The sequence below is a fragment of the Microlunatus antarcticus genome (assembly GCF_014193425.1).
In the GTDB taxonomy this organism is placed as follows: domain Bacteria; phylum Actinomycetota; class Actinomycetes; order Propionibacteriales; family Propionibacteriaceae; genus Microlunatus; species Microlunatus antarcticus.
Window position 1 is genome coordinate 2476645 of the sequence record NZ_JACHZG010000001.1, and the last position, 26999, is coordinate 2503643.

23 protein-coding genes are annotated in these 26999 nt (G+C 74.0%); 12 read left to right on the forward strand and 11 right to left on the reverse strand.

Annotated features, from left to right (window positions below; all coding sequences use genetic code 11):
* Positions 1-61 precede the first annotated feature (61 nt).
* The 7 genes from FHX39_RS11530 to FHX39_RS11560 all read left to right on the forward strand — a co-directional run bounded on the left by FHX39_RS11530 (position 62) and on the right by FHX39_RS11560 (position 8829).
* Positions 62-718 carry a TIGR03085 family metal-binding protein gene (locus FHX39_RS11530; RefSeq protein WP_198423364.1) on the forward strand — a complete coding sequence of 219 codons (657 nt, stop codon included), beginning with the start codon at positions 62-64 and terminating at the stop codon, positions 716-718.
* Between the two features lie 43 nt (positions 719-761).
* A complete protein-coding gene (locus tag FHX39_RS11535; RefSeq protein WP_183338563.1) occupies positions 762-971 on the forward strand; it encodes a hypothetical protein in 210 nt (69 codons plus the stop codon).
* A gap of 58 nt (positions 972-1029) precedes the next feature.
* Entirely contained in the window at positions 1030-3579 is a 2550-nt protein-coding gene (locus FHX39_RS11540) for a glutamate--cysteine ligase (RefSeq protein ID WP_198423365.1), read from the forward strand.
* Entirely contained in the window at positions 3579-5363 is a 1785-nt protein-coding gene (locus FHX39_RS11545) for an N-acetylglutaminylglutamine amidotransferase (RefSeq protein WP_183338565.1), read from the forward strand. The genes FHX39_RS11540 and FHX39_RS11545 overlap by 1 nt, the downstream gene beginning before the upstream one ends.
* A complete protein-coding gene (locus FHX39_RS11550) occupies positions 5363-7312 on the forward strand; it encodes a S9 family peptidase (protein ID WP_183338567.1) in 1950 nt (649 codons plus the stop codon). Before FHX39_RS11545 ends, FHX39_RS11550 begins: the two co-directional genes overlap by 1 nt.
* A 99-nt stretch (positions 7313-7411) precedes the next feature.
* On the forward strand, positions 7412-7786 hold the full coding sequence (locus FHX39_RS11555) for a universal stress protein (RefSeq protein ID WP_183338569.1): 375 nt from the start codon (positions 7412-7414) through the stop codon (positions 7784-7786).
* Between the two features lie 134 nt (positions 7787-7920).
* Complete coding sequence (locus FHX39_RS11560; protein ID WP_183338571.1) at positions 7921-8829, forward strand: hypothetical protein; 909 nt, start codon at positions 7921-7923, stop codon at positions 8827-8829.
* A gap of 34 nt (positions 8830-8863) precedes the next feature.
* Here FHX39_RS11560 and gatB read toward each other — a convergent pair whose 3' ends face one another.
* From gatB to FHX39_RS11580, 4 genes are all read right to left on the reverse strand, one after another.
* Positions 8864-10384, reverse strand: a complete 1521-nt coding sequence (gene gatB, locus FHX39_RS11565) for an Asp-tRNA(Asn)/Glu-tRNA(Gln) amidotransferase subunit GatB (RefSeq protein WP_183338573.1) — start codon at positions 10382-10384, stop codon at positions 8864-8866.
* Positions 10381-11913: an Asp-tRNA(Asn)/Glu-tRNA(Gln) amidotransferase subunit GatA gene (gene gatA, locus FHX39_RS11570; protein WP_183338575.1), complete on the reverse strand. Its 1533-nt coding sequence runs from the start codon at positions 11911-11913 to the stop codon at positions 10381-10383. The genes gatB and gatA overlap by 4 nt, the downstream gene beginning before the upstream one ends.
* Positions 11913-12209, reverse strand: a complete 297-nt coding sequence (gene gatC, locus FHX39_RS11575; protein ID WP_183338577.1) for an Asp-tRNA(Asn)/Glu-tRNA(Gln) amidotransferase subunit GatC — start codon at positions 12207-12209, stop codon at positions 11913-11915. Before gatC ends, gatA begins: the two co-directional genes overlap by 1 nt.
* Positions 12210-12330: 121 nt before the next feature.
* The gene (locus FHX39_RS11580; RefSeq protein WP_183338579.1) at positions 12331-13515 is read right to left on the reverse strand and encodes a DUF1015 family protein; all 1185 of its coding nucleotides are present in this window, start codon (positions 13513-13515) and stop codon (positions 12331-12333) included.
* Between the two features lie 111 nt (positions 13516-13626).
* Between FHX39_RS11580 and FHX39_RS11585 the strand changes: the two genes are divergently transcribed.
* The 5 genes from FHX39_RS11585 (at position 13627) to FHX39_RS11605 (ending at position 19201) form a co-directional block, all read left to right on the forward strand.
* Positions 13627-14244 carry an ACT domain-containing protein gene (locus FHX39_RS11585; RefSeq protein ID WP_183341305.1) on the forward strand — a complete coding sequence of 206 codons (618 nt, stop codon included), beginning with the start codon at positions 13627-13629 and terminating at the stop codon, positions 14242-14244.
* A 78-nt stretch (positions 14245-14322) separates the two neighbouring features.
* A complete protein-coding gene (locus FHX39_RS11590) occupies positions 14323-14832 on the forward strand; it encodes a YqaA family protein (protein ID WP_183338581.1) in 510 nt (169 codons plus the stop codon).
* 93 nt (positions 14833-14925) lie between these two features.
* Positions 14926-15207, forward strand: a complete 282-nt coding sequence (locus tag FHX39_RS11595) for a hypothetical protein (protein ID WP_183338583.1) — start codon at positions 14926-14928, stop codon at positions 15205-15207.
* Between the two features lie 52 nt (positions 15208-15259).
* Positions 15260-17590 carry an NAD-dependent DNA ligase LigA gene (gene ligA / locus FHX39_RS11600; protein WP_183338585.1) on the forward strand — a complete coding sequence of 777 codons (2331 nt, stop codon included), beginning with the start codon at positions 15260-15262 and terminating at the stop codon, positions 17588-17590.
* 174 nt (positions 17591-17764) lie between these two features.
* On the forward strand, positions 17765-19201 hold the full coding sequence (locus FHX39_RS11605; RefSeq protein ID WP_183338587.1) for a M1 family metallopeptidase: 1437 nt from the start codon (positions 17765-17767) through the stop codon (positions 19199-19201).
* 16 nt (positions 19202-19217) lie between these two features.
* Here the strand turns inward: FHX39_RS11605 and FHX39_RS11610 are convergent, their stop codons facing one another.
* From FHX39_RS11610 to FHX39_RS11640, 7 genes are all read right to left on the reverse strand, one after another.
* A complete protein-coding gene (locus tag FHX39_RS11610) occupies positions 19218-19616 on the reverse strand; it encodes a hypothetical protein (protein WP_183338589.1) in 399 nt (132 codons plus the stop codon).
* 101 nt (positions 19617-19717) lie between these two features.
* Positions 19718-20788: a uroporphyrinogen decarboxylase/cobalamine-independent methonine synthase family protein gene (locus FHX39_RS11615; RefSeq protein WP_332836791.1), complete on the reverse strand. Its 1071-nt coding sequence runs from the start codon at positions 20786-20788 to the stop codon at positions 19718-19720.
* Positions 20785-21885, reverse strand: a complete 1101-nt coding sequence (gene mnmA / locus FHX39_RS11620; RefSeq protein ID WP_183338591.1) for a tRNA 2-thiouridine(34) synthase MnmA — start codon at positions 21883-21885, stop codon at positions 20785-20787. Before mnmA ends, FHX39_RS11615 begins: the two co-directional genes overlap by 4 nt.
* Before the next feature lie 49 nt (positions 21886-21934).
* Entirely contained in the window at positions 21935-23104 is a 1170-nt protein-coding gene (locus FHX39_RS11625) for a cysteine desulfurase family protein (protein ID WP_183338593.1), read from the reverse strand.
* Positions 23105-23137: 33 nt separating this feature from the next.
* A complete protein-coding gene (locus FHX39_RS11630; protein ID WP_183338595.1) occupies positions 23138-24091 on the reverse strand; it encodes an electron transfer flavoprotein subunit alpha/FixB family protein in 954 nt (317 codons plus the stop codon).
* A 38-nt stretch (positions 24092-24129) separates the two neighbouring features.
* A complete protein-coding gene (locus tag FHX39_RS11635; protein ID WP_183338597.1) occupies positions 24130-24912 on the reverse strand; it encodes an electron transfer flavoprotein subunit beta/FixA family protein in 783 nt (260 codons plus the stop codon).
* A 113-nt stretch (positions 24913-25025) separates the two neighbouring features.
* Positions 25026-26996, reverse strand: coding sequence for a S53 family peptidase (locus tag FHX39_RS11640; RefSeq protein ID WP_183338599.1), 1971 nt, complete (start codon positions 26994-26996; stop codon positions 25026-25028).
* Between the last annotated feature and the right edge of the window lie 3 nt (positions 26997-26999).

Sequence of the window (26999 nt, forward strand, 5' to 3'; positions counted from 1 at the left end):
CAGTCTCCCCCGCCGTTCCAGCGGTACGCCGCGCCGCCCGGCGGCACTACAGTCCACCCTTGTGACGTTTGCCCAGTCCGAGCGTGCCGAGCTGGCCGACCTCTTCGACCAGGTGGGCCCCGAGGCCCCGACGCTGTGCGAGGGCTGGACGGCCCACGACCTCGCCGCGCACCTGTGGATCCGCGAGACCGACCCGGTCGGCGCGGGGGGCATCGTCGCGCGCCCGCTCGCCGGCTTCCTGGAGCGGCGGATGGCCGAGACGAAGGCGCGCTGGCCGTACGAGGAGCTCGTGGACAAGGTCCGCAACGGCCCGGCCCGCTTCTCGGTCTTCGCCATCCCGGGGGTCGACGAAGGCGCGAACACCATCGAGTACTTCGTGCACCACGAGGACGTCCGGCGCGGGGGCGGCGAGCCGCAGCCGCCTCGCGAGCTGCCCGAGGACGTCGAGGGCTGGCTCTGGCGCCGGCTCAAGCTGCTGGCCCGGGCGCAGTTCCGGCGCTCGAAGGTCGGCGTGGTCCTGGAACGTGAGGGTGCGGTCGGGGCCGACGGCGAGCCGGAGACGATCCGCGCCGCGCCCGGCACCCCGATCGTCACCGCCGTGGGTCGACCCAGCGAGCTGACGCTCCTCGCCTACGGCCGGACGGAGGCCGCCCGGGTCCGCCTCGTAGGCGAGCCGGAGGCCGTCGAGCAGCTGCTGGGCAGCGAGCTCAGCGAGTAGCGCGCCTGCGCACCCCGCGCCGACGAGCGAGCAGACTGGCGGCATGAGAAGCACCGCTGCCCGCACGACCGCCCGCGTGATCGGCGTGATCGCCATCCTGATCGGAGCGCTCTGGGTCGGTCAGGGCCTCGGCGTCCTCCCGGGGTCGGCGATGTCCGGGGTGCTGTTCTGGTTCTGGGTCGGTGCCGTCCTCGTCCTGGTCGGGCTCGCCCTCCTCTTCTTCTCCCGGCGCCCGGTCCCGCCGTCGGCTTGACCGGGCTGTAACACGGCGGGCCTAGGGTCCCGTGGATGAGCGTCGACGGAGGACCCGCGTGCCCGCCGAGCTGACGCTGGGGGCCGAGGAGGAGCTGCACCTCGTCGACCTCGACAGCTGGAAGCTGGTCGGCCGGGCCCCGCAGCTGCTGTCCCGGCTCCCGAGCGCCAACTACTCCGCGGAGATCCAGCGGACGACGGTCGAGACCAACACCGACGTCGTCGACACCCTCGACGGGCTGCGGGCCGAGCTGCTCCGGCTGCGCCGCCTGCTGGTCACCGAGGCCGCGCGGGACAACGTCGGGATCGCGGCCGTGGGCACCGCCCCGAGCGCCGCGTTCGCCGACTTCGAGCTCACGACCACCGGGCGCTACGGCCGGATGCAGGAGCAGTACCGGATGCTCGTCGACGAGCAGCTGATCTGCGGGCTGCAGATCCACGTCGGCGTCTCCGACCGCGACCTCGCGGTCGAGATCATGCAGCGCATCGCCCGCGACCTGCCGGTGCTGACCGCCCTGTCGGCCAGCTCGCCGTACTTCAACGAGCAGGACACCGGCTACTCCTCGATCCGCACGATCATCTGGCAGCGCTGGCCCACCGCCGGGGCGACCGGACCGCTGCGCTCCGCCGCCGAGTACGACGCGCTGCTGGCCGACCTGATCCAGAGCGGGGTCATCGCCGACGAGAAGATGGCCTACTTCGACGTCCGGCCCTCCTCGCACGCGCCGACCCTGGAGCTGCGGGTCTGCGACGTCTGCCCGGTCGTGGACGACGCGATCCTCATCGCCGGGCTCTTCCGGGCCGCGGTCCGCGCCGCCGAGATCGAGATCGCCGAGGGCCTCCCGCACGAGCCGGTCGCGGCGCCGATGCACCGGGCCGCCCTCTGGCAGGCCGCGCGCGGCGGCCTGTCCGGCAACCTGCTGGACCGCAGCCCCCACCCGCGCCCCGTCCCGGCCGCCGACGCCGTCCGGGCGATGGTGGCCCGGCTGGAGGGTCCGCTCACCGAGCTGGGCGACTACGACGAGGTGCGCTGGCTCGCCGAGTCCGCGCTCGCCCGGGGCAACTCCGCCGACCGGCAGCGGGCCGCGTACGCCGAGCGGGGGCGGCTGGACGACGTGATGGAGCTGGTGGTGGCCGAGACCCGCGGCCCGGCCGGCGGTCCCCGGCCGGCGGCGCCGGAGCTGAGCCGCTACCGTTCCCGCGCCGGCGACGAGGCCGTGAGCTCCAACCGACGCCCGCGCCCGGCGTACGAGGACCTGGTCGAGGTGTTCCGCGACCTCGACGCCGACCGCATCGACGAGCGCGCCCGGGCCCGGGACGCGTGGGTCGCCGAGCACGAGGTCACCTTCGGGGTCGAGGGCACCAAGCAGCTCTTCAGCGTCGACCTGATGCCGCGGATCGTGTCGCCGCACGAGTGGGCGGACCTCGCCCGGGGGCTGGCCCAGCGCGCCCGCGCGATCGAATCGTTCCTGCGCGACGTCTACGGCGAGCAGCGCATCCTGCGCGACGGCCTGCTCACGCCGGAGCTCGTCGAGGGCTCGCCGGGCTGGCGTGCGGAGGCGGGCCGGCTGCCGGCCGACGTCGTCCGCGCCCCCGTGATGGGCTTCGACCTGGTCCGCAACGAGTTCGGCGGCTGGCGAGTGCTGGAGGACAACGTCCGCAACCCGTCCGGCGCCGGCTACGCCCTGGCGATCCGCGACCTGCTCGACGACGTCATGCCGGACCTGCCCCGCCCCGACGGCCTGCTCGACCCGGGCGCGGCGATGCCGCTCCTGCGCTCGACCGTCCTCGGCGGTCGCGACGACGGCATCGCGGCCCTGCTCACGAGCGGTCCCGCCAGCTCCGCGTGGTTCGAGCACCAGCTGCTCGCCGAGCGCGCCGACCTCGTCCTCGTGCAGGCCGACGACCTCGTCGTCGCGGACGGTGAGGTGCGCCACCGGGCGAGCGGCGAGCGCCTCGACGCCCTCTACCTCCGCCTGGACGTCGAGCTCGTGGACCTCGTGGACGCCGAGGGGCGACCGGTGGGGGCCGAGGTGTTCGCGGTCGCGGAGGCCTGTGGCGTGCTCCTCGCGAACGCCCCCGGCAACGGCGTGGCCGACGACAAGGCCATGTACTGCTACGTCCCCGAGCTGATCGGCTACTACCTCGACGAGCACCCGACGCTGGAGTCGGTGCCGACCTACCGCACCAGCGAGGCGTCGGAGTACCGGATGGTCCTCGACCGCGTGGGCGAGCTGGTCACCAAGCCGGTCGACGGCCACGGCGGGGCGGGCGTGCTGATCGGCCCGGACGCGTCGGCGGCCGAGGTGGCCGAGCGCCGGGCCGAGATCGCCGCCCACCCGGCCGGCTGGGTCGCGCAGGAGGTCGTCGCCCTCTCGTCGCACCCGACGCTGACCGGCAGCCTGCTGCAGCCGCGCCACGTCGACCTGCGCGTCTTCGCGTACGTCACCGGCACGGGTCCCGACGACGTCCGCCTCGGCAGCCTGGGGCTGACCCGGATGGCCCCGGAGGGCTCGCTGGTGGTGAACTCCTCGCGCGGCGGCGGGGCCAAGGACACGTGGATCGTCGGGGACGTCGACCGAGACCTCGACGAAGAAGGAGCCTCCTGATGTGCGGACTCGCCGGTGAGATCCGGTTCGACGGACGCGACGCGGAGGTGCAGGCCTGCTCGCGCATCACCGAGGCGATGGCGCACCGCGGCCCGGACGGCTCCGGCCTGTGGGCGCGCGGGCCGGTCGCCCTCGGGCACCGGCGGCTGTCGATCATCGACCTCAGTGCCGCCGGGGGCCAGCCGATGGTCGACTCCCCGCTCGGCCTGACCGTGGCGTTCAACGGCTGCATCTACAACTACCAGGACCTGCGCGCCGAGCTCGAGGGCCACGGGCACCGCTTCTTCTCCACCTCCGACACCGAGGTGATCGGCAAGGCGTACGCGCAGTGGGGCACGGCGTGCGTCGACCACTTCCTGGGGATGTTCGCCTTCGCGGTCGCCGAGCACGCGACCGGCCGGCTGGTGCTGGCCCGCGACCGGCTCGGCATCAAGCCGCTCTACCTCGACCAGACCGCCTCGCGGCTGCGCTTCGCGTCGTCCCTGCCCGCGCTGCTGAAGGGCGGCGGCACGGACACGTCGCTCGACCCGGTCGCGCTGGCCTGCTACATGACGTTCCACAGCATCGTGCCGCCGCCGCGGACGATCCTGAACGGGATCAAGAAGCTCCCGCCCGCGACCGTACGGGTGGTCGAGCCCGACGGGACCTGGACCGAGCGCACGTACTGGTCGCCCGCCTTCACCCGCGACGCCGAGCAGGCCGGCTGGAGCGAGCGCGACTGGCAGGAGGCGCTCCTGGAGAAGCTCCGAATCGCCGTCGACCGGCGGATGGTCGCCGACGTGCCGGTCGGGGTGCTGCTGTCGGGCGGCATCGACTCCTCGCTCGTCGTCGCCCTGCTCGCCGAGGCGGGCCAGCGCGACCTCAAGACGTTCAGCATCGGCTTCGAGTCGAGCGGCGGGGAGCGCGGCGACGAGTTCGAGTACTCCACCCTCGTCGCGCAGCGCTTCGGCACCGACCACCACCGCATCGCGATCGACGACTCACGCCTGCTCCCGGGCGTCGACGCGGCGATCGCGGCGATGAGCGAGCCGATGGTCAGCCACGACTGCGTGGCCTTCTTCCTCCTCAGCGAGGACGTCGCCCAGAGCGTCAAGGTCGTGCAGTCCGGGCAGGGCGCCGACGAGGTGCTGGGTGGCTACGACTGGTACCCGCCGCTGGCCGGGGTCGCGCGCGAGGACGCGGCGGAGGCGTACGCGGGGGTGTTCTTCGACCGGCGCTGGTCGGCCATGTCCGGGCTCGTCTCGCCGGAGTGGCTGATCGACCACGACGCACCGAGCGAGTTCGTCGCCGCACGGTTCGCCGAGCCGGGGGCGGAGACCGCCGTGGACGCCGCCCTGCGCAGCGACACGACGGTGATGCTGGTCGACGACCCGGTCAAGCGCGTCGACAACATGACCATGGCCTGGGGCCTCGAGGCGCGGGTCCCGTTCCTGGACCACGAGCTGGTCGAGCTTGCCGGCCGCATCCCGCCGGCGCTCAAGCTGGCCGACGGCGGCAAGGGCGTGCTCAAGTGCGCGGCCCGCGGCATCGTGCCGGACGAGGTCATCGACCGGACCAAGGGCTACTTCCCGGTGCCGGGGATCCGGCAGCTGCAGGGCCCGATGCTGGCCAAGGTGCGCGACGCCCTGACCGATCCGGCTGCGCGGCGCCGGGGGTTGTTCTCCGATGCTGCCGTGCAGGCGCTCCTGGCCGACCCCAACCGGACGCGGACGCAGCTCGGCTCCAACGCGCTGTGGCAGCTCGGCCTGCTGGAGATGTGGCTGCAGCACCACGGGGTGGGCTGATGGAGGGGTTCCAGGACCTGGCCGACGTCGCCAGGCACCCCGTCGCGCCCGCCCGCCGGCCGCCCTCGCCGTCCCTGGCCGACGCCGTACGCCTGGGTGACGAGCTGACCGACGCCTGGGGCAGCTGGGCGCCGACCCTCTCGTCGGACTGCACGCAGATCGCCTTCGTGAGCGACCGCACCGGCAGCCCGCGCCTGTGGGTGCAGGACCTCCCCCCGTCCGACTCGGGCGAGAGCGCCCCGCCCGAGGCCCGGCTGGTCGAGCTCTCCGAGGACCCCGTGGTGTCGGTGAGCTGGTCGGCCGACGGCGGATGGCTCGCCGTCGCCGTCGCCACCGGTGGCGGCGTCAAGACGCAGGTCTGGGTCGTCCGCCCGGACGGAACCGACGCGCGCCGGGTCGCGGGGTCGGAGACCGTGCACGCCGAGCTCGGGCCGTGGACCCGCAGCGGGCACCGGCTCAGCCTGTCGATCCCCGCCGAGCACGCCGGCGAGCCGACGCGGGCCTACCTGGTCGACCCCGCGAACGGCGAGATGTACGCGCTGGCCAGCGGCGAGCTGATCAGCGTGCTCGACCTCTCGGAGGACGAGGACTTCGTCGTGCTCAAGGACGGCCAGCGGGGCCGGCAGTTCTGCGTCGTGGTCGACCGGGTCGCCGACGCCGACCACCCGCTGCTCCCCTACCCCGCGACCGGCTCGACCGACCGGGCGATCGTCCGGCCGGCCCCGCCCGGCGACCCGCTCCCGCCCGACCACCCCGCCGCGCTGCAGCCGCTCATCGCCTACCTGGCGACCGACGCCGGGCTCCCCCGCCGTCAGCTCGTGGCCATTCCGCTCGGCCCGGCCGGCTGGCGCGGGCAGTCGGGCGTGCTCGCCCCGCGACCCGACGCCGAGCTCGAGGGCCTGGACGCCGACGACGCCGGGCACACGCTGCTGCTCGTCTGGAACGTGGCCGGCGGCCGGTCGGAGCTCGAGCTCGTCGACGCCTGGACCGGTCAGGCCGAGGTCGTCGACGGCGTACCCGGCTCGGTCGTCACCGGGATGCTGCTGAGCCGCGACGGTTCGACGGCGCTCATGGCCGTCGAGGGACCCGAGCGGCCGCGCGAGCTGTGGCGCCTCGACGTCGCGACGCGGACGTGGTCGCTCGCGACGGCGACCCCGCCCCGCTCGACGCACCGGCTGGTCACGCCGACGCTGGAGTTCCTGCACGGGCGCGACGGGCTGCCGCTGACCGGCTGGCTCTACCGCCCGCCGGGCTCGGTCGGCCCCGGCCCGGCGATGCTCAGCCTGCACGGCGGGCCCGAGGCCCAGGAACGTCCGACCTTCAGCCCCCAGCACCAGGCCATGGCCGCGGCCGGCATCGCCGTGTTCGCCCCGAACGTCCGCGGCTCGTCCGGCTTCGGCCGCGCGTTCGTGCACGCCGACGACGTCCGCGGCCGGCGCGACGCGTTCGACGACGTGCTCGCGTGCGAGGAGTTCCTCGTCCGGCTCGGGGTCGCCGAGCCGGGTCGCGTCGCCGTGACGGGACGCTCGTACGGCGGCTACCTCACCCTGGCCATGCTCGCCTTCGTGCCCGGGGTCTTCGCCGCCGGCGTCGACATCTGCGGGATGTCGGACCTGCACACCTTCTACCGCGACACCGAGCCGTGGATCGCGGCCGCGGCGGTGACCAAGTACGGCGACCCGGAGCGCGACTGGGCGCTGCTGCGCGCGCTGTCGCCGATGCAGCAGGTGGCCAACATCGACGTCCCCCTGCTCGTCGCCCACGGCGAGCTCGACACCAACGTCCCGTACGGCGAGGCGACGCAGGTCGTCGCGGCGCTGCGCGAGCTCGGTCGGCCGGTCGAGCTCCTGCCGATCCCCGGCGAGGGCCACGAGTACCGGCGCGCGGACTCGCGCCGGCTGCTGCTCGGCACGATGCTGCTGTTCCTCGACGAGGCGCTCGGCCGGTAGGGACGGCACGGCACCGACCCCTCGTACGTGTCGCGGCGGGGGTGCGGCATCATGCCAGCAGGCGGCGGGGTGCCGCCCGTCTGACGCAGGAGGAAGCCCATGAGCGTTCTAGTCGCCGTCACCGACAGCCCGGAGGGCCTCGCCGCCCTCGAGGCCGCCGCCAACGAGGCCGCCCAGCTCCACGTGCAGCTCACCGCGATCAACCTCACCGGCGCCGAGCTCGACACCTCCCGGCTCGCCGCGGGCGTCCCCGTCGAGGTCGTCGTCCCCGACGGCGCCTCCGACATCGACGAGGTCGAGCAGGTGCTGCAGGCCATCGAGGAACGTTCCGAGGTCACCCGCCTCGTCGTCGGCGTCCGCAAGCGTTCCCCCATCGGCAAGGCCGTCCTCGGCAGCATCGCCCAGCGCCTGATCCTCGAGTCGACGGTTCCGGTGCTGTCGGTGAAGACCACCGACGCGGAGACCCGCAGCTAGGGTCACCCCGTCGAGAGTGCGCTCGCGCACCCTTCGAAGCCCTGAAGGGGTGCCCAAGCGCACGCTCGCGGTTGCGGCCGAAGTTGTCCACAGGGCAAGGGCGCATGGCCGCCGACTTCGGGCAGAGTCGGTGCGTGCCCAAGCCGTTCACCACCTCCCAGGCCGCGAGCCCGGGCCTCGGTCGCGGACGGCTGCGTGGTCGGAGCGTGAGGCGCCAGCTCCGCGGTGCCTACCTCCTCGGTGACGAGGATCCGGGCGAGCGGGACCGTGTCGCTGCGGCCTTGCTCGTCCTGCCGTCCGGCACCGGCGCGGACGGACTGACCGCCCTCCGTCTGCAGGGTGTCGACCTCGGCGGGGCTGCCCCGCTCCGGTTCGTCACCACGCACCCCCATCCGGTACGCCGGCCCGAGGTCCGGGTAAGGCGGACCTCCACCCAACCGCAGCTGGCGACCGTCGGCGAGCTCCCGTCCCTCGGACCCGAGGACGCGTTCGTCGCCAGCGCCGTCGACCTCGATCTCGTCGAGCTGGTGGCTGCCGGGGACTGGCTCGTACGCCTCGGATGCACCACTCCGGAAGCGCTCGTCGCAGCGGCATCCATCGCGTCGGGGCGAGGGTCCCGCGTCGCACGACGAGCGGCGGCTCTCGTCCGCGCGCGGGTGGACTCGGTGCAGGAGACGCGGCTCCGGCTGGTGATCGTCCTGGCCGGACTTCCTGAGCCCGACGTGAACCCAGTCGTCCTCGCGCGCGGGCGTCCGGTCGGCCGGGTGGACCTGCTGCTGTGGGCGTATCGCACCGTCATCGAGTACGAGGGCGATCAGCACCGCACCGACCGCACCCAGTGGAACCGCGACATCCGACGCCAGGAGCAGCTGGTGGCCGACAAGAATCGGTTGGTCCGGGTGACCGCCGAGAGGATGCGGTCCCCGCGAGCGGTCGTGCTCACCGTCTACGAGGCGATCGTCGAGGGCGGCTACCGCGGTCCTGCACCCAGCTTCGACGACGAGTGGCGGCACCTCTTCGCGACAGTGCACCTGCGCACCTGAGACCGACAGATCCAGGTGCGCGAGCGCACTCTCGCTACGTCAGGCGCTCGAGGACCAGCTCGCGTACGCGGCCGGCGTCGGCCTTGCCGCCCATGGACTTCATGACCGCGCCGATGAGGGCGCCGGCGGCCTGGACCTTGCCGGCGCGGATCTTGTCGGCGACGCCCGGGTTGGCGGCGATGGCCTCGTCGACGGCCGCGCCGAGAGCGCCGTCGTCGGAGACGACCGCGAGGCCACGCTTCTCGACGACCTCGGACGGCGAGCCCTCGCCCGCGAGCACGCCCTCGAGGACCTCGCGGGCCAGCTTGTCGTTGAGCGTGCCGGCGTCGACCAGGCCCTGGAGCTGCGCCACCTCGGCCGGGCCCACGGGCAGCTGCTCGAGCTCGACGCCGTCGGCGTTCGCGCGGCGGGTCAGCTCGCCCAGCCACCACTTGCGGGCGGCCTGCGGCGTCGTGCCGGCGTCGACGGTCGCGGCGACCAGGTCGACCGCACCCGAGGCGACGACGTCACGCAGCTCGGCCTCGCTGAAGCCCCAGGCCGAGCTGAGCCGGCGCAGCCGCTTGACCGGGGCCTCGGGCAGCGACGCTCGGAGCTCCTCGACCCACTCGCGGCTCGGCGCCACGGGGACGAGGTCGGGGTCGGGGAAGTAGCGGTACTCCTCCGCCTGCTCCTTGCTCCGGCCGGACGAGGTCGTGCCCGGACCCTCCTGCCAGTGCCGCGTCTCCTGCTTGACCCGGCGGCCGTCGGTGAGCACGGCGGCCTGGCGGCCGATCTCGAAACGGATGGCGCGCTCGACGCTGCGCAGGGAGTTGACGTTCTTGGTCTCGGTCCGCGTGCCCAGCGGGGACTCGGGCGTCGGCCGCAGCGACACGTTGGCGTCGCAGCGCAGCGAGCCCTGCTCCATGCGTACGTCCGACACCCCGAGCGAGCGCAGGAGGTCGCGCAGCATCGCCACGTACGCCCGCGCCACGGCCGGCGCGTACTTCCCCGCACCCTCGATCGGGCGCGTGACGATCTCGATCAGCGGCACCCCGGAACGGTTGTAGTCCAGCAGCGAGTGGTCCGCGCCGTGGATGCGCCCGGTCGCGCCGCCCACGTGCAGCGACTTGCCGGTGTCCTCCTCCATGTGCGCGCGCTCGATCTCGATCCGGTACGTGCGCAGCACGCCCTCGTCGTCGGGCACCTCGACCTCGGCCCAGCCGTCGTACGCGATGGGCTCGTCGTACTGGCTGATCTGGTAGTTCTTCGGCTGGTCGGGGTAGAAGTAGTTCTTCCGCGCGAAGCGGCACCACCCCGCGATCGAGCAGTTCAGGGCGAGACCGATCCGGATCGCCGACTCGACCGCCTTGGCGTTGACGACCGGCAGCGAGCCGGGCAGGCCGAGGCAGGTCGGGCAGACCTGGGTGTTCGGCTCGGCGCCGAACACGGTCGAGCAGCCGCAGAACATCTTCGACGCGGTGTTCAGCTCGACGTGCACCTCGAGGCCGAGCGCCGGGTCGAAGCGGGCGACCGCGTCGTCGTAGTCCAGGACGAGGTCGGGGGCGGTGGTGGTCACTGGGGTCCTCCTTCGACGAGCTCGGGACGCAGGACGAGCTCGGGGGCCTGGGCCAGCAACGGACCGCCCCAGCGCTCCTCGAGCGCGCGTTCGAGCGCGGAACCGACGCGGTAGAGCCGGTCGTCGGCCAGCGGCGGCGCCATCACCTGCAGACCGACCGGAAGCCCGTCCTCGGGGGCGAGGCCCACCGGGAACGACGCGCTCGCGTTGCCGGCGAGGTTGGACGGGATGGTGCAGAGGTCGTTCAGGTACATGGCCAGCGGGTCGTCGACCTTCTCCCCGAGCCGGAACGCGGTCGTCGGCGTCGAGGGCGAGACGAGCACGTCCACCTGCGCGAACGCCGCCTCGAAGTCGCGCGTGACGAGCGTGCGGACCTTCTGCGCCTGCCCGTAGTAGGCGTCGTAGTAGCCGCTGGAGAGCGCGTACGTGCCGAGGATGATCCGGCGCTTGACCTCGGCACCGAAGCCGGCCTCGCGGGTCAGCCCCATGACCTCCTCCGCGTCGTGGCTGCCGTCGTCGCCGGCCCGCAGGCCGAAGCGCATCCCGTCGAACTTGGCCAGGTTGGAGCTCGCCTCGCTCGGCAGGATCAGGTAGTACGCCGGCAGCGCGTAGGTGAAGCTCGGGCAGGAGACCTCGACGATCTCCGCGCCGAGGCCGGACAGGACGTCGACCGCCTCGCGGAACCGCTGCTCGACGCCGGGCGCGTAGCCCTCGCCGCCGAGCTCGCGCACGATGCCGATCTTCATCCCGCGCACGTCCCCGGAACGGGCCGCGCCCACGACGTCCGGCACGGGCGCGTCCGCCGACGTCGAGTCGAGCGGGTCGTGCCCGCCGATGACCGCGTGCAGCAGGGCCGCGTCGAGGACCGTACGCGCGCAGGGCCCGGGCTGGTCGAGGCTCGAGGCCAGGGCGACGAGGCCGTAGCGCGAGGTGCCGCCGTACGTCGGCTTGATCCCGACGGTGCCGGTGACCGAGGCCGGCTGGCGGATCGAGCCGCCGGTGTCGGTGCCGATCGCGAGCGGCGCCTCGAAGGCGGCCAGCGCGGCGGCCGAGCCGCCCCCGGAACCACCGGGGATCCGGTCGAGGTCCCACGGGTTGTGGGTGGGGCCGTAGGCGGAGTTCTCGGTCGAGGAGCCCATCGCGAACTCGTCGAGGTTGGTCTTGCCCAGGATGACCAGCCCGGCGTCGAGCATGCGGCGCGTGACGGTGGCGTCGTACGGCGGGACCCAGCCCTGCAGGACCTTGGAGCCTGCGGTGGTCGGGGCGCCGGCGTACGTCAGCACGTCCTTGAGCGCCACGGGGACGCCAGCCAGCGGCCCGAGGGTCTCACCGGCCGCGCGGGCCCGGTCGACCTCGGCGGCGGCGGCCAGCGCACGCTCGCCGTCCACGTGCAGGAACGCGTGCACCGCGGGCTCCACGGCGGTCATCCGGTCGAGGTGCGCCTGGGTGACCTCCACCGAGCTGACGTCGCCCGAGGCGATCCGCCCGGCGAGGTCGGCGGCGGTGGCGCGGGTCAGGTCGTCGCTCATCAGGCGTCCTCCCCCAGGATCCGCGGGACGCGGAACCGGTCGTCCTCGGCCGCGGGTGCGCCCGCAAGGACCGCCTCGCGCGGCAGCGACGGGCGGACCACGTCGGCGCGGAAGACGTTCTGCAGGGGCAGCGGGTGGGAGGTCGGCGGGATGTCGGCCGCGGCGACCTCGGACACCTTGGCGACCGCCTCCAGGATCGCGTCCAGCTGCGGCGCCAGGTGGGCGAGCTCGTCCTGGGTCAGCTCGATCCGGGCCAGCCGGCCCAGCTCGGCCACGTCGTCGGGCGTCAAGGCCACGGGGCGTACTCCTCTAGATCACGTGCGCGTCTGCGCCCGCCGCTGCGCAGCGGGCGAAGTTCCATCCTAGGACCGCGGCCCGGTCGGTCTCCGAGCCGTTTCCCCCGGCGCGGGCGCGCGCTCAGAGGTCGAGCGGTCGCAGCACCGCCCCGGTCTTCAGCTTGGGCGTGAAGAACGTCGACTTCGGCGGCATCAGCAGGCCCTCACGGGCCGTCCGCTCGATCTCGGCCAGGCTCGGCGGCCGGACGAGCACCGCGGCCACCGCCCTGCCCTGGGTCACGGCGTCGAGGGCGGGCTGCACCCCGGCGTGGTAGGCCACCTGCGGGTCCAGACCGTCGAGCGTCGTCTCCAGCCAGACCCCGTCGAGCGCGCGGACGCCGTCGAGGACGCCGGGTCGTGGGTCCAGCCGCCAGGCCCCGTCGGCGGTGAGGAGGACCATCGACGTGGCGTTCACCGCGGACACGGTCCCCTCGTCGCCGGCCACCTCGGTGAGGACGAAGGATCGCTCGAGCGCCGCGCGGAGCGCCGCCGGGTCCACGCCCGAGTACAGCCGGTGGATCGGCTCCACGCTCAGCTGGTCGGCCACGAGCTCGGCGACGAAGGCGAGCGTGAGCTCGGCGGCGGTGTCGGTGCGCCCCGTGGCGGCGCGCACCTCGTCGCGGAACGTCCGGCCGACCGCGTAGCGGTGGTGCCCGTCGGCGATCAGCACGTCGTCGGAGGCCAGCAGGTCGCGGATCGCGCGGACCCGCTCCGGGTCGGTGACGCGCTCCCAGACGTGCTCGACACGGCGTCCGTAGGCGTCGTCGACCAGGCGGCCGACCAGCTCGCCCGGAGCGGCCAGGAGGTCGGCCAGACCAGCGGCCAGCGACAGCCCCCAGACCGGCGACAGGTTGGCCCGCGTCGCCCGGGTCAGCTCGAGCCGGTCGGTCGAGTCCTTCGGCGTGGTGCGTTCGTGCGGCAGCACCCCGCCCGCGCCGGCGTCCACGACCTCGAGGGCGCCGAGGACCCCGGCCACGTCGCGCGCGACCCCGTGGCCGTCGGCGAACCGGAGCCGGTAGATCGTGAAGGACGGTTCCGGGTCGAGGACCAGGACGCCGTCGGCGACCCAGCCGTCGAGCGTGGTCGCCGCGACCCCGTACCGGTCCGCTCCCCCGCGCGGCACGTCCACGCGCGTGACGTTCTGCGGCGACCGGGCCTGGAGCGCGTCGACGTCGGCGGCGTCGAGGACGTCGTACGGCGGGGCGAGCAGCGGTTCCAGGTCGGGCGCCGCGTAGCGGAGGGCGCGGAACGGCTCGAAGCGCGGCATGAGGAGAGGTTGCCACGCAGCGCCCGTCCGGCCGGACACGGCTCACCAGGCCTCTTACGCGCTCGACATGATTCGGTAACGCCGTTCTGCGACGATGTGGCCGTGTTCCTCATGCGCGTGACCCTGCCTGACCGGCCCGGTTCGCTCGGCTCGGTGGCGTCCGCGATGGGTGGCGTCGGCGGTGACATCAACGCCGTCGAGATCGTGGAGAAGGGGGACGGCGTCGTCGTCGACGACTTCATCGTCGACCTGCCGCCGAACCAGCTGCCCGAGACGCTGGTCAGCGCCTGCCAGAACCTCGAGGGCGTGCGCGTCGAGTGGATCGCCCGCTACCCCGAGGGCGGGGGCCTGCAGTCCGACCTCGAGGCGCTCGAACGGATGACCGCCGACCCGGTGCACGCGGCCGAGACCCTCGTCTCGCTCTGCCCGGTCGTGTTCCGGTCGCACTGGGCGATCCTCGTCGCCACCGGACCGGGTGGGCCCGAGATGACCTTCTCCACCACGCTCGCCCCGGACGTCGGTCCCGAGCTCGCCGGCCGGCTCGCGCCCTTCGACGTCACGCACCGGCTCGATCTCGAGAGCGGCTGGGCGCCCGGCTGGGGGGACTGCACCGTCGTCGTCACGCCCATCACGCAGGACCGGGTCATCGTCATCGGCCGTCAGGGCGGGCCCGTGTTCCTCGACTCCGAGATCGCCCGGCTCCACCACCTCGCCGCTCTCGTCACCTAGGACCCCGCCGCCGACGCTGAGCCCCCGCCGGCTGCGCGCCGCCGTCTCGCCAGGCATGATGCCGGGCAGGGGGTGGGCGTGGAGGGGTACGGCTGGGCGGAGCTGGGCGAGCTCGTGACGTCGTTCGGCTACGGCGTGCTCTCCGCCCTGGTGCCGCTCGTGAACGCCGAGAGCTACGTCGTCGTCTCGGGCCTCTCCTCGATCGGCCGGGCGGCGCCCGTCGTGCTCGGCGTCGCGCTGGGCCAGACCCTCGGCAAGGTGCTGCTCTTCCTCGGGGTGCGGCGCGGGAAGCAGTTCCCCTTCATCCGTCGCGAGCGGGCCCGGTTCCGGCGCGGCACGGCCGGCCCGACCCGGCGTCGGCTCAGCCGGGCGGTCGCCGCCCTGCTGCGGCTGGTGGGCGAGAAGCGCTGGGGCCTGCCGATCGTGCTCCTGGCCGCGGTGACCGGCCTCCCCCCGCTCTACGCCGTCGCCCTGCTGGCCGGGGCGACGAAGATGCGGCTGGGCTGGTTCGCCGTGGCCGTGCTCGTCGGGCGTACGGCGCGGTTCGTGCTCGTGGCCCGCGGCGTGGCCGTCCTCCACCCGGGCTGACCCCACGGCGCGGAGGGACGGCCTACCTGATGCTTGGCTGTGAGCTCGTCTCGGCACCCCGGGCGTGACCTGGTGCTCGCTACCCTTGGCGCCATGCGGCTGCGCGCGGCGTTCTCGGACCTCAACCTCAACGGAGCCACCCCGCCTCGGGTGCAGCCCCGGCTGGGCGAGTGGGGTCCCGAGCTCGTCCCCAGCACGGGCCAGAAGCGGCGGATGCGCATCTGGGTCGGCCTGGTCCTGCTCGGCGCGATGCTCGCGATCTTCGGGGTGGGCTGGTACGTCTACCACGCGATGACGGGCAGCTGGGGCTTCGGGATCGGCGACGACTCCGGCTTCTTCGCCCCGGGCGCGCTGGTCGGTCTGCTGCTCGCCTGACGCTCGGTCGTGCCCTCGGGGCCGCCGCTCGGCCCGCCCCTAAACTCGCGGGATGACCGACACCGTGGTCGCTGCGTCCTCCGAGGCGGCGAAGGAGGTCGCGGACCTCACCGGCCGGATCGACCAGCTGCGGCACGAGTACTACGAGGGCGACTCCTCGACCGCCTCCGACCAGGAGTACGACGACCTCGTACGACGTCTCCAAGCGCTCGAGGCGAAGTACCCCGAGCTGCTCCGGCCCGACAGTCCCACGCAGACGGTGGGCGGCGCACCGGAGACGACGTTGTTCGCGCCGGTCGTGCACCGCGAGCCGATGCTCTCCCTCGACAACGTCTTCAGCCGGGCCGAGCTCGACGAGTGGGCGGGCCGGGTCCAGCGCGACGCCGCGAAGCGCGCACCCGACGCCCCCGTGCGCTGGCTGTGCGAGCTGAAGATCGACGGCCTGGCGATCAACCTGCGCTACGAGCGCGGCGTGCTGACCTCGGCCGCGACCCGCGGTGACGGGGTCACGGGCGAGGACGTCACGCCGAACGTGCGCACCATGGGCACGATCCCGACTCGCCTGGCCGGGACCGGCCACCCCGAGCTCGTCGAGGTGCGCGGCGAGATCTTCTTCCCGGTCGAGAACTTCGACGCGCTGAACGCGCGGCAGGCCGCCGCCGGGGAGCGGCTCTTCGCGAACCCCCGCAACGCCGCCTCCGGCTCGCTGCGGCAGAAGGCCGAGGGCAAGGGCCCCGAGCGGCTGGCCCTGATGGAGGCCCGGATCCGCGGCCTGCGCATGCTCGTGCACGGCATCGGGGCCTGGCCGGTGGAGCAGATCGAGCGCGCGGAGTCGGTGCCCACCGGTCCGGTCACGTCGCAGAGCCAGGTGTACGAGCTGCTCGCGACCTGGGGCCTGCCGACCTCCACCCACTACCGCGTCCTCGACACGGTCGACGACGTCTGGGCGTTCATCGAGCGGTACCGCGCGGAGCGCGCCTCGGTGGAGCACCAGATCGACGGCATCGTCGTCAAGGTCGACGACCTCGACCTGCACGTCGCGCTCGGGGCCACGAGCCACTCGCCGCGCTGGGCGACCGCGTTCAAGTACCCGCCCGAGGAGGTGCACACCAAGCTGCTCGACATCGTCGTCTCGATCGGCCGGACCGGACGCGCGACGCCGTTCGCGGTGATGCAGAAGGCGCTCGTCGCCGGCTCCGAGGTGCGCCAGGCGACCCTGCACAACCAGGACGTCGTGAAGGAGAAGGGCGTCCTGATCGGTGACACCGTCGTGCTCCGCAAGGCCGGCGACGTCATCCCCGAGGTCCTCGGCCCCGTCGTCGAGCTGCGCGACGGGACGGAGCGGGCGTTCGTCATGCCGACGCGCTGCCCCGAGTGCGGGACGGAGCTGCGCCCGGCCAAGGAGGGCGACGTCGACCTGCGCTGCCCGAACGCCCGCAGCTGCCCCGCCCAGGTGCGCGGCCGCGTCGAGCACATCGGTTCCCGGGGCGCCCTGGACGTCGAGGCGCTCGGCGAGGTGACCGCGGCCGCCCTCACGCAGCCCTCGGTCCCCGCGACGCCGCCCCTCGTCGACGAGTCGGGCCTGTTCGACCTCACGATGGACGACCTGCTCCCGATCCGCGTCGTGCCGCGCGACCCCGAGACCGGGCTGCCGCGCCTCGCCGAGGACGGCACCGAGAAGCGGCTCGCACCGTTCCAGCGGAACGCGAGCGCGGCCGAGCGCCGTGCCGCGCGCGAGGCGGGCGCCCCGCTCGACGCCGACGCGCGCTTCCCGTCCAAGCAGGCCGAGGAGCTGCTGAAGAACCTCGAGGTCGCCAAGACCCGGGACCTCTGGCGCTACCTGGTCGCGCTGTCGATCCGCCACGTCGGGCCGGTCGCGGCCCGCGCGCTGGCGCAGCACTTCGGCTCGGTCACCGCGATCCGGGCGGCCTCGCGCGACGAGCTCGCCGCGGTCGACGGCGTCGGACCGATCATCGCCGACGCGCTCGTCGACTGGTTCGCCGTCGACTGGCACGCCGCCATCGTCGACCGCTGGGCGGCGTCCGGCGTCCGGCTCGAGATCCCGGGCCACCCCGGGCCGCAGGCCGTGGTGACGGCGCCCGCCGGCCCGCTGGCGGGACTGTCGATCGTCGTCACCGGCACGGTCGAGGGCTTCAGCCGCGAGGAGGCCGCCGAGGCGATCCTGGCCGGCGGCGGCAAGGCGGCCTCGACCGTCTCGAAGCGGACCGCGTTCGTCGTCGTCGGGGACAGCCCGGGCGCCTCCAAGCTGACCAAGGCGGAGGCCTTCGGCACGCCTCAGCTCGACGCGGCGGGCTTCCGTCGGCTCCTGGCCGACGGCCCCGGAGCGTTCGCGGAGGACGCGCCGGCCGACGACGCCTCCTGAGGGAGCGTCGAGCGCGGACGGGCCCGAGCGGAGCATTGCTCGTCCCGGTCGGGGGACGTCGGCGACCTGACCCGGCCGGTGTCAGCGGCTCCCGTTAGCGTGACGCCCGCCCACCAGGACGGGACCCGCGCTCGCGGGTCCGGCCGGCCCGGGCGTCGAACCAAGGAGCACCAGATGCACCCTCCCCTCCGCCGCTGGGCGGTCACGCTCGGCTCCGGCGCCCTCGCCGTGTCGTTGCTGCCGCTCGCACCGATGGCCGCATCGGCCGCGCCGGTCGCGACCGTCGCCCCGGCCGCCGCGCCCGCACCGGTCGCCGGCGGCACGACCGTCAACGACTCCCTGTTTCCCGAGATCGGCAACACCGGCTACGACGTGCGGCACTACAAGATCGCGCTCGCGTACGCGCCCGACGGCTCCGTGAAGGCGACCACGACGATCGAGGCGAAGGCCGACAAGAAGCTGTCGTCGTTCTCCCTCGACCTCGAGGGGCTGGAGGTCGACCGGGTGCGGGTCGAGGGGCGCGACGCGACGTTCGCGCGCACCGGGACCAAGCTCGTCGTCACGCCGGCCAAGGCCGCCGGCGGGACGTTCACGGTCGTGGTCAAGTACCACGGCAAGCCCGTGACCCACATCGACCCGGACGGCGCGCAGGACGGCTGGGTCCCGAGCAAGACCGGGGCCACCGCCCTCTCCGAGCCGGTCGGTGCGCAGACCTGGTTCCCGAACAACAACACCCCGCGGGACAAGGCGACCTTCGACGTCGCCCTCACCGTCCCGAAGAAGCTCGCGGCCGCGTCCAACGGCGTCCTCCGGAGCCGCAAGACCTCCGGCGGCCGGACGACGTGGAGCTGGCGCCAGAAGCAGCCGATGGCGACCTACCTCTCGCTGGCCGCGATCGGTGACTTCGACGTCTACCGCTCGACGGTCAAGCTCCAGCACGGTCGCAAGATCACCGCGTGGAGCTTCGTCCAGCCGAGCCTGGGCAAGGCCGAGGCGCAGCGCAAGCTGCTGCCGAAGGTCCTCGCCTTCAGCGAGAAGCAGTACGGCCGCTACCCCTTCGACGGCACCGGCATGGTCATCCAGGACCTCGGCGTGGGCTACGCGCTCGAGACCCAGACCCGGCCGTTCTTCGACGGCGTCCCCGACGACTCGACCCTGGTGCACGAGCTCGCGCACCAGTGGTTCGGCGACTCGGTCACCCCGCGGGACTGGGGCGACATCTGGCTGAACGAGGGCTTCGCCACGTACGCGGAGGCGAACTGGGCCGCCGAGCACGGTGGGCCGACCACCTGGCAGGCCTTCCAGAAGACGTACGACGGGAACGACGCGTCCTCCGACCTCTGGAAGCCCGCGCCGAACGCGCTGGAGGACCCGGCCGACCTCTTCGGCGAGCCGGTCTACACCCGCGGCGGGCTGACGCTGGAGGCCCTGCGCCACCGGATCGGCGACGCGAAGATGAAGACCCTGCTGCGCGCGTGGTCGAAGAACCAGGCCGGCCGGTCGGTGCGGACCAGCCAGTTCGTCGCGCTCGCGGAGAAGGTCAGCGACCAGGACCTGGGCTGGTTCTTCCGGAGCTGGCTCGAGGTGCCCTCGAAGCCCGCCGGCTACTAGCCCGGGGGGTCGGGGCTCAGGCCGAGGTCGGCGCGGCCGCGGTGGTCGCGCCGGTCTCCGGCAGCCGGAGGCGCCAGGCGTACGAGCAGTAGGCCGTGATGGTGCAGAGGATCAGCACGCCGAGGAAGACGTGCGCGCCCTTGACCTCGGCGAAGCCGAGCATCATCTGGACGGCGATCGCCACGATGATCCCGACCGGCAGGAAGAGGGTCCAGCCCGGGCGACCGGAACGCCGCAGCGTCACGCCCAGCACCGCGCCGATGACGGCGAGCACGAGGACGGCGAACGCGTTCGTCAGGTGCGCGATCAGCAGCGGGGCGACCCCGTCGAGGTAGCCCGACCCCAGACCGGCCTGCGCGACGGCGAAGGCGAAGAGCAGGGTCGCGACGATGCGGAGCTGCCGGATCTGGGCCACGCGGTCATTGTGCCGCAGCCGGTCTCGGGCAGGGTTCCGGGAGCGCCAGCGAGCGGAACCCCTGCGGGGGTGTGGGGGGTCGTCCCCCACGTGATACAGCGTCAGCCGAGCAGGCGGTCGGACAGGATGTCCGCGGCCGAGCGGAGGACCCGCAGGGCGGCGAGAGCGCCGTCGCTGTCGAAGCCGGCGAGCCCGCAGGCCGGGGTGAGCACGGTCCGCAGCCCGGCGTCGGCGTCGAGGCCCAGGTCGTCGAGCCGGGCGAGCACCCGCGTCGCCACCTGCTCCGGTCGGGCGAGCGGTGCCGTGCCCGTGGTGGGCAGCGCTCCGGCGCCGAACCACAGGCCCTCGGTCAGCCCCTCGCCGACCTCGTCCCAGGTCTCGGTGCCCATCTGGCCGAGGTCGAGCGCGACGCCGGCCACGCCCACCTCGCGCAGCAGGGACACCGGAGCCCCGGCGGCACAGCAGTGCACGACCACGGGGACGGCCGCGGCGCCCATCGGACCCGTCGCGGCGAGGTGAGCGACGAGCTGGCTGTACGCCTCCGCCACCTCGGGCCGGTCGACCGAGCGGTGCCGCGAGAACCCGCTGGCCGTGCTCAGGCCGCCGGTCAGCACCGCCGGCAGCAGCGGCTCGTCGAGCTGCACGACCAGCGCGAGGTCGGGCAGCCGCCGGCGGAGCTCGTCGACCAGCGCGCCGATCCCCTCGGTCAGCGACTGCACCACGTCGCGGCGCGCACCGTGGTCGGCGACGACGCGGTCGCCCCGGGGACGTTCCAGGGCGGCGGCGAGGGTCCAGGGGCCGGCGACGGAGAGCTTGAACGCCCCGACAAATCCCTGCGCGACCTCCTCGAGGTCGTCCAGGTCCTGCCGGAAGAGCGAGCGTGCCTGACGGGCGTCCCGGTTGGGCGCGTCGGCGAGGCGCCAGCCGGCGGGCTGGAGGTCGACCGCCAGCCCGGACAGGACCGACGCGCCCCGGCCGACCAGCTGGGCCGCCGGCCCGCGGGCCGGGAGCTCGGGCAGGTAGGGCAGGTCGGGGCACTCGGCGAAGGCGATCCTGACCGCGTCGCCCATGTCGGTGCCGGGCCAGGACCCGATCCCGGTCCAGAGCACCGAGGGCGGACGGCGGTCGGCCAGGCCGAGCGGCGGTGCGGTCTCGACCTCGGGCCCGCTCACGGGACCAGCGCCGGCCGCGGCGCCGCTACGGTGCTCGCGATGGTGGCGCTGCCCACGACGCGGGTGCCGTCGTAGCAGACGACGGCCTGCCCCGGCGCGACCCCGGACAGCGGCTCGTCGGTGTCGACGACGAGCTCGTCCCCGTCCGCGGCCGACGCCCGCACCTCGATCGTCGCGGGCACGGGCGCGCCATGGGCGCGCACCTGGACGAGGCCACGCCACGGACCCGCGGGCGTCGTGCCGGTCCAGGTCGGGCGCACGCCGGCGATCCGGGTCACCGCGAGCGCCTCGCGGGGTCCGACGGTGACGGTCCCGGTGACGGGCGTGACGTCGAGGACGAAGCGGGGCTTGCCGTCCGCCGCGGGCACGCCCAGGCGCAGCCCCCGGCGCTGACCGACGGTGAAGTGGTGGGTCCCGTCGTGCTCGCCCACGGCCGTGCCGTCGACGTCGACGATCGACCCCGGTCGGGTCCCGAGCCGGGCGTCGAGGAAGCCGGCGGTGTCGCCGTCGGGGATGAAGCAGATGTCGTGGCTGTCGGGCTTCGCCGCGACCGACAGCCCGCGGGCGGCCGCCTCGGCGCGGACCTCGGTCTTGGTCGAGCCGCCCAGCGGGAACCAGCTGTGCGCGACTTGGTGCGCAGTCAGGACCCCGAGCACGTACGACTGGTCCTTGGCGTCGTCGACGGCACGGTGGAGCTCGTCCCCCACCCGCCGGGCGTAGTGCCCGGTGCAGACGGCGTCGAAGCCGAGGGCGAGGCCGCGCTCCAGCACGGCGGAGAACTTGATCTTCTCGTTGCAGCGCAGGCACGGGTTCGGCGTCCGGCCGGCGGCGTACTCGGCCACGAAGTCGTCCACCACGTCGGCGGCGAAGCGGTCGGACAGGTCCCAGACGTAGAACGGGATGCCCAGCCGGTCGGCGGCCCGGCGGGCGTCGTGGGCGTCCTCGCGCGAGCAGCACCCGCGGGCCCCGCTGCGGAACGACTGCGGGTTCTTCGACAGGGCGAGGTGCACGCCGGTGACGTCGTGACCCGCGTCCACGGCCCGTGCCGCGGCCACGGCCGAGTCCACGCCTCCGGACATGGCGGCCAGCACCCTCATCCCGACCGTCCCCTCAGCTCGTACCCGACGATCCCTGAGTTTAGTGGCGTCAGACGTACGCGGCCGCCGCCCGCGCCCGCGCGACGACGTCGGGCAGCACGGCGGAGACCCGCTCGAGGTCGGCCGGCGTGGTCGTGTGGCCCAGGGAGAACCGGACGACGCTGCGCGCCTCGGCCTCGGGCACGCCCAGCGCGGTGAGGACGTGGCTCGGGGCGGTGACGCCGGCCGAGCAGGCCGACCCCGTGGAGGCGTCGACGCCGGCCGCGTCGAGCAGCATCACCACGGCGTCGCCGGGAGCGCCGGGCAGACCGACGCTGAGCACGCTCGGCAGACCCGCACCGAGCCGCTCGGCGGCGGCCGCACCGTGCCGGACGGCATCGGGCACCGCGATGCGGATCCGGGCGTACAGCTCCTCGCGCAGGGCGACCTCGCGCGTCGCCTCGGCCTCCAGGGTGGCGACGGCGACGTCGACCGCCGCGGCGAAGCCGGCCGCGCCCACGACGTCGAGCGTCCCGGAGCGCACGTCACGCTCCTGGCCGCCGCCGTGCTGGACCGCGGCCAGCGCGGTCGTCCGCCGGGCGATCAGCGCGCCGATCCCGACCGGTCCCCCGAGCTTGTGCGCGGTCAGGGTGAGCAGGTCGAGGCCGCTGGCGGCGAAGTCGACCGGGACGTGCCCGACGGCCTGCACCGCGTCGCTGTGCACGACGGCGCCGACCGCACGGCCGGCGGCGGCCACCTCGGCGACCGGCTGCACCGTGCCGACCTCGTTGTTGGCCCACATGACGGAGACGACCGCGCTGCGGGGGCCGAGGGCCGCGGCGTACGCGTCCAGGTCGAGCCGGCCGGTCGCGTCGACGTCGAGGAGCGTGACGTGCGCGCCCTGGGTCTGGGCCAGCCACAGCGCCGCGTCCCCGACCGCGTGGTGCTCGACCGCGCTGACCAGCACGTCGCGCCGGTCCGCGTCCCGGCGCGCCCAGTAGGCGCCCTTGACCGCCAGGTTGTCCGCCTCGGTGCCGCCGCCGGTGAAGAGGACCTCGGCGGGCTCGGCGCCCAGCCGTGCGGCGATCAGCTCACGTGCGTCCTCCACGACGCGGCGCGCGGCGCGACCGGAACCGTGCGCCGAGGACGGGTTGCCCGTCCGGGTCAGCTCCGCCGTGACCGCGGCCACGGCCTCGGCCCGCATGGGCGTGGTCGCCGCGTGGTCCAGGTAGCTCCGCACGTCCCCAGTCTCCAACCTCGGCGAAGGGGTCCGTCAGGCCTGGTCGGCCTTCAGGCCGGCGACGACGGCGTCGAGGACCTCGTGCAGGTCGCCGACCACGCCGAGGTCGGCGAGGGCGAAGATCGGCGCCTCGCCGTCGGAGTTGATCGCCACGACCGCCTTCGACGTCTGCATGCCGGCGCGGTGCTGGATCGCACCGGAGATGCCGGCGGCGACGTAGAGCTGCGGCGAGACGGTCGTCCCGGTCTGGCCGACCTGGTAGGCGTGCGGGTACCAGCCCGCGTCCACCGCCGCGCGCGAGGCGCCGACCGCGCCCCCGAGGGCGTCGGCCAGGGCCTCGACCTCGGCGAAGTCCCCGCCGGTCCCCCGCCCGCCGGACACCACGACGGTGGCCTCGGTCAGACCCGGGCGACCGCTGCCGGCCCGCGGGTCACGAGCGGTGATCCGGGCGCCGCGGGCCGCGTCGGACAGGGTGACGGCGACCGGCTCGACCGCCACCGGGCTCCAGCCCTCGACCGGCTCGGGGGTCACCGAGTTGGGCTTCACCGTGACCACGCCGACGTCGCGGCCGCCGCGGGCCCGGGTCGTCCAGCCGCCCGCGAACACGGACTTCGTCGCCGTGCCGTCGGCGTCGAGGTCGACCGCGTCGGTCACCAGGCTCGCGCCCAGCCGTACGGCGAGCCGGCCGGCGACCTCCTTGCCCTCGACGCTCGACGTGAGCAGCACGAGGGCCGGCCCGACCGCGTCGACGACCTGGGTCAGCGCCTCCGACTTCGGCGCGACGAGGTAGGCGTCGAACGCCGGGTCCTGCACGCTCAGCACCCGCGTCACGCCGTGGGCGGCCAGGACGGCGGCGGCCGCCTCGGAGACCTCCTCGAGCACGACGACGACCGGGTCGCCGACGCGGCGGGCCAGCGTCAGCAGCTCGAGCGTGGCCCGGCTGGGGACGGCGTCGGCGAACGTGGCCAGGACCAGGACCGTGGGCATGCGTGCTCCTTCGTCAGGGTGGGCGTCGGGAGGACGCGTCAGGCGTAGCGGCCGGCGGCCAGGAACTCGAGCACGGCGCCCGCCCCGGAACCGTCACGGTCCTCCACGACCTGCCCGGCGCCGCGGTCGGGACGCGGCTCTGCGCCGACCACGTGGGCCCAGGCGGCGCCCAGCCCGACGTCGGCGGGGTCGAGCCCGAGGTCGTCGAGGTCCCAGGTCTGCACCGGCTTCTTCTTCGCCGCGAGGATCCCCTTCATCGACGGGTAGCGCGCCTCGCCCGACTGGTCGGTCACGCTCACCACCGCGGGCAGGTCGACCTCGACGGTCAGCCGGGCGGTGTCGTCCTCGCGGACGATCGTGGCGTGCCCGTCGGCGACCTCGAGGCGGCCCGCGTACGTGGCGCCGGGCCATCCGAGACGCTCGGCGAGCATCGCCGGGAGCACGCCCATGGCCCCGTCGGTGGAGGACATGCCGCAGACCACGAGGTCGGCGCCGGCCTTCGTCACGGCGGCCGCGAGCACCGTGCTGGTGCCGAGCACGTCGGTCCCGTGCAGCGCGTCGTCGAGCACGTGGACCCCGGAGCCCACGCCCATCTGCAGGGCCCGCTTGATCGCCGCGGTCGCGTCGTCGGGGCCGACGGTGAGCACGACCACCTCGACGTCGTCGCCGGCCTCGGCCAGGCGCAGGGCCTGCTCGACCGCGTACTCGTCGAGCTCGGACAGGAGCCCGTCGGTGCCCTCGCGGTCGACCGTCAGGTCGTCCGCGAACACCCGGTCGGCGCTCGCGTCGGGAACATGCTTCACGCAGACCACGATCTTCACGCGCCCGAGGTTACCCGTGGGTAACTTGTCGCGACGCGCAGGAGGGCGCCGCTCGCGCGACGCCCCTCCCGATGGTGCTCGAGGGTCGGTCGACCCTCGTCAGACGGTTCCGACTACCGCTTCGCCACCGCTGCGGCGGTCGGGGCGGGCGTGGTCAGCTTGAGGAACGAGGTGTTCGGGACACCGCGTCCCGTCACCTGGTCCCAGCCCTTGCTGGTCGGCAGCGAGGCGTCCTGGCCGAAGGTCCGCACGATGTAGGACAGGCCGTCGTCGGCGTTCTCGCTGTTGTTGTAGTTCACCCGGACGACGCCCCAGTCGGGCGACTTCACGGGCAGCACGTCGTCGACGAGCGACCCGCGCTTGTAGATCACCGGGTTGAGCAGACCGAAGCCCCGGCCCTGGTTGTTCTGCACCGCGAGCGCGGTCATGCCGGCCAGCAGCGGGCTGGCGAGGCTGGTGCCGCCGATGCGGTACTCCGAGTAGTACGTGCCGTCGCTGAACTTCTGGGTCTGCCCGACGAGCATGCCCGTCTGCGGGTCGGCGTCCATCGCGACGTCGGGGACGGCCCGGCCGCCCGAGAGCTGCTTGGCCACGACACCGCGCTGGTACGACGGCTGGTTGAACAGCGACGAGACGCCGCCGCCCGCGCCGTAGAGGTAGCCGCCCGGGGTCCAGGACTTGGCGTCCTTGGCCAGGGAGTACGTCCGCGTACCCCAGCCGGTGTCGAAGACGCGCTGGCCGTCGGCCCCGATGCCCGTCGCGGTGCCGCCGACGGCGGTCACGAACGGCTCGGTGGCCGGGTAGTCGGCCTGCTTGAGCCCGGTGTTCTGGAGCTCGTCGCCGTTGTCGCCGGAGGAGAACAGCACGCTGATGCCCTGGAGGGCGGCCTGCTGGAAGATCGTCTCGTACGCGGTGACCGCGTCGGACGAGGTGACCTCGCCCGCGTCGCCCCACGAGTTGGAGACGACCTGCGCGACACCCTCGTCGGCGACGCGCGCCAGGGTGTCGAGGAAGTCGTCGTCCAGGCAGCTGGACGAGGCGTAGTAGCGGATCTTCGCGCCCGGGGCCATGGCGTGGACGGCCTCGACGTCGAGGGTCTCCTCGCCGCTCCAGCCGGAGGGGTCGCAGAGGTCCTCGCTGTTGTAGCTCGCCGGCAGGTTCTCGGTCAGCTGGCCGGCGGCGTAGCTGCCGTCGCCGTGCTGCGCGGCGTACTTCTCGGCGTCGCTGGCGATGAGCTGCCAGCGGTAGGCGTCGGTGATCGCGACGGTCGTGCCCGCGCCGGTCAGGCTGGTGTCGCCCTCGTACGCGCTGCGGTACTGCGGGCCCGTGTAGCCGCACGGCGCGTAGCTGAGCGTCGTGTCCTTGAACTTCGGCAGCGCCGTCTTGAAGTCGGCCTGCTTCGAGGCCGCGACCTGGCCGTAGTACCGGCTGCAGGGCTTGGCGTTGCGGAAGCCGGCCGGCGGCTCGGTGGCCGCGTGGCGGGTCATCTTGACCTGCGTCGTGTCCAGCCCGTCGACGGTGAGGACCGCCTTCGCGACCTGGGCGGGGAGCTCGGCGGCGCTCGTCGGCGCGACGACCTTCTGGTCGAGGTGGGAGAAGGAGCGCAGCGAGACGTGGAAGGCCTGGTCGAGCTGCGCGATCGTGCCCTTCGCGGTGACGTAGCGGCGGAACGGTGCCGTCCCGCTCACCGTCAGGCCCTGGCCCGTGAGGTACGAGCGCACGGTCTGCTCGGCCGCGGCGGTCGGGGCGTAGCTCGCGTGGAACTGGTCGGCGGTGAGGAACTGGCCGTAGCTGGCCGAGCCCGGTGTGGAGACGGCCAGCGCCGCCGTCGACAGGGCGTCGGCGCCGCCCTTCGGGGCGAGGAAGACGCGGACCTCGAGGGTCTTGCCCTCGTCGACCCCGGCCGCCTTGCTGGCGATCCGGGCCTGGCTGGTCGGCAGCCAGCGCGGCAGCGTGGAGGGCAGGGCGACCAGCCCGGACGCCGGGGCGGCGTTCGCGGTCTGGACGGTCGCCAGCAGGCTGGCGGGGACGAGCAGGGTCGACGCGGCGACGAGCAGACGTGCTCGCCTCGAGCGGAGGTGCATGGG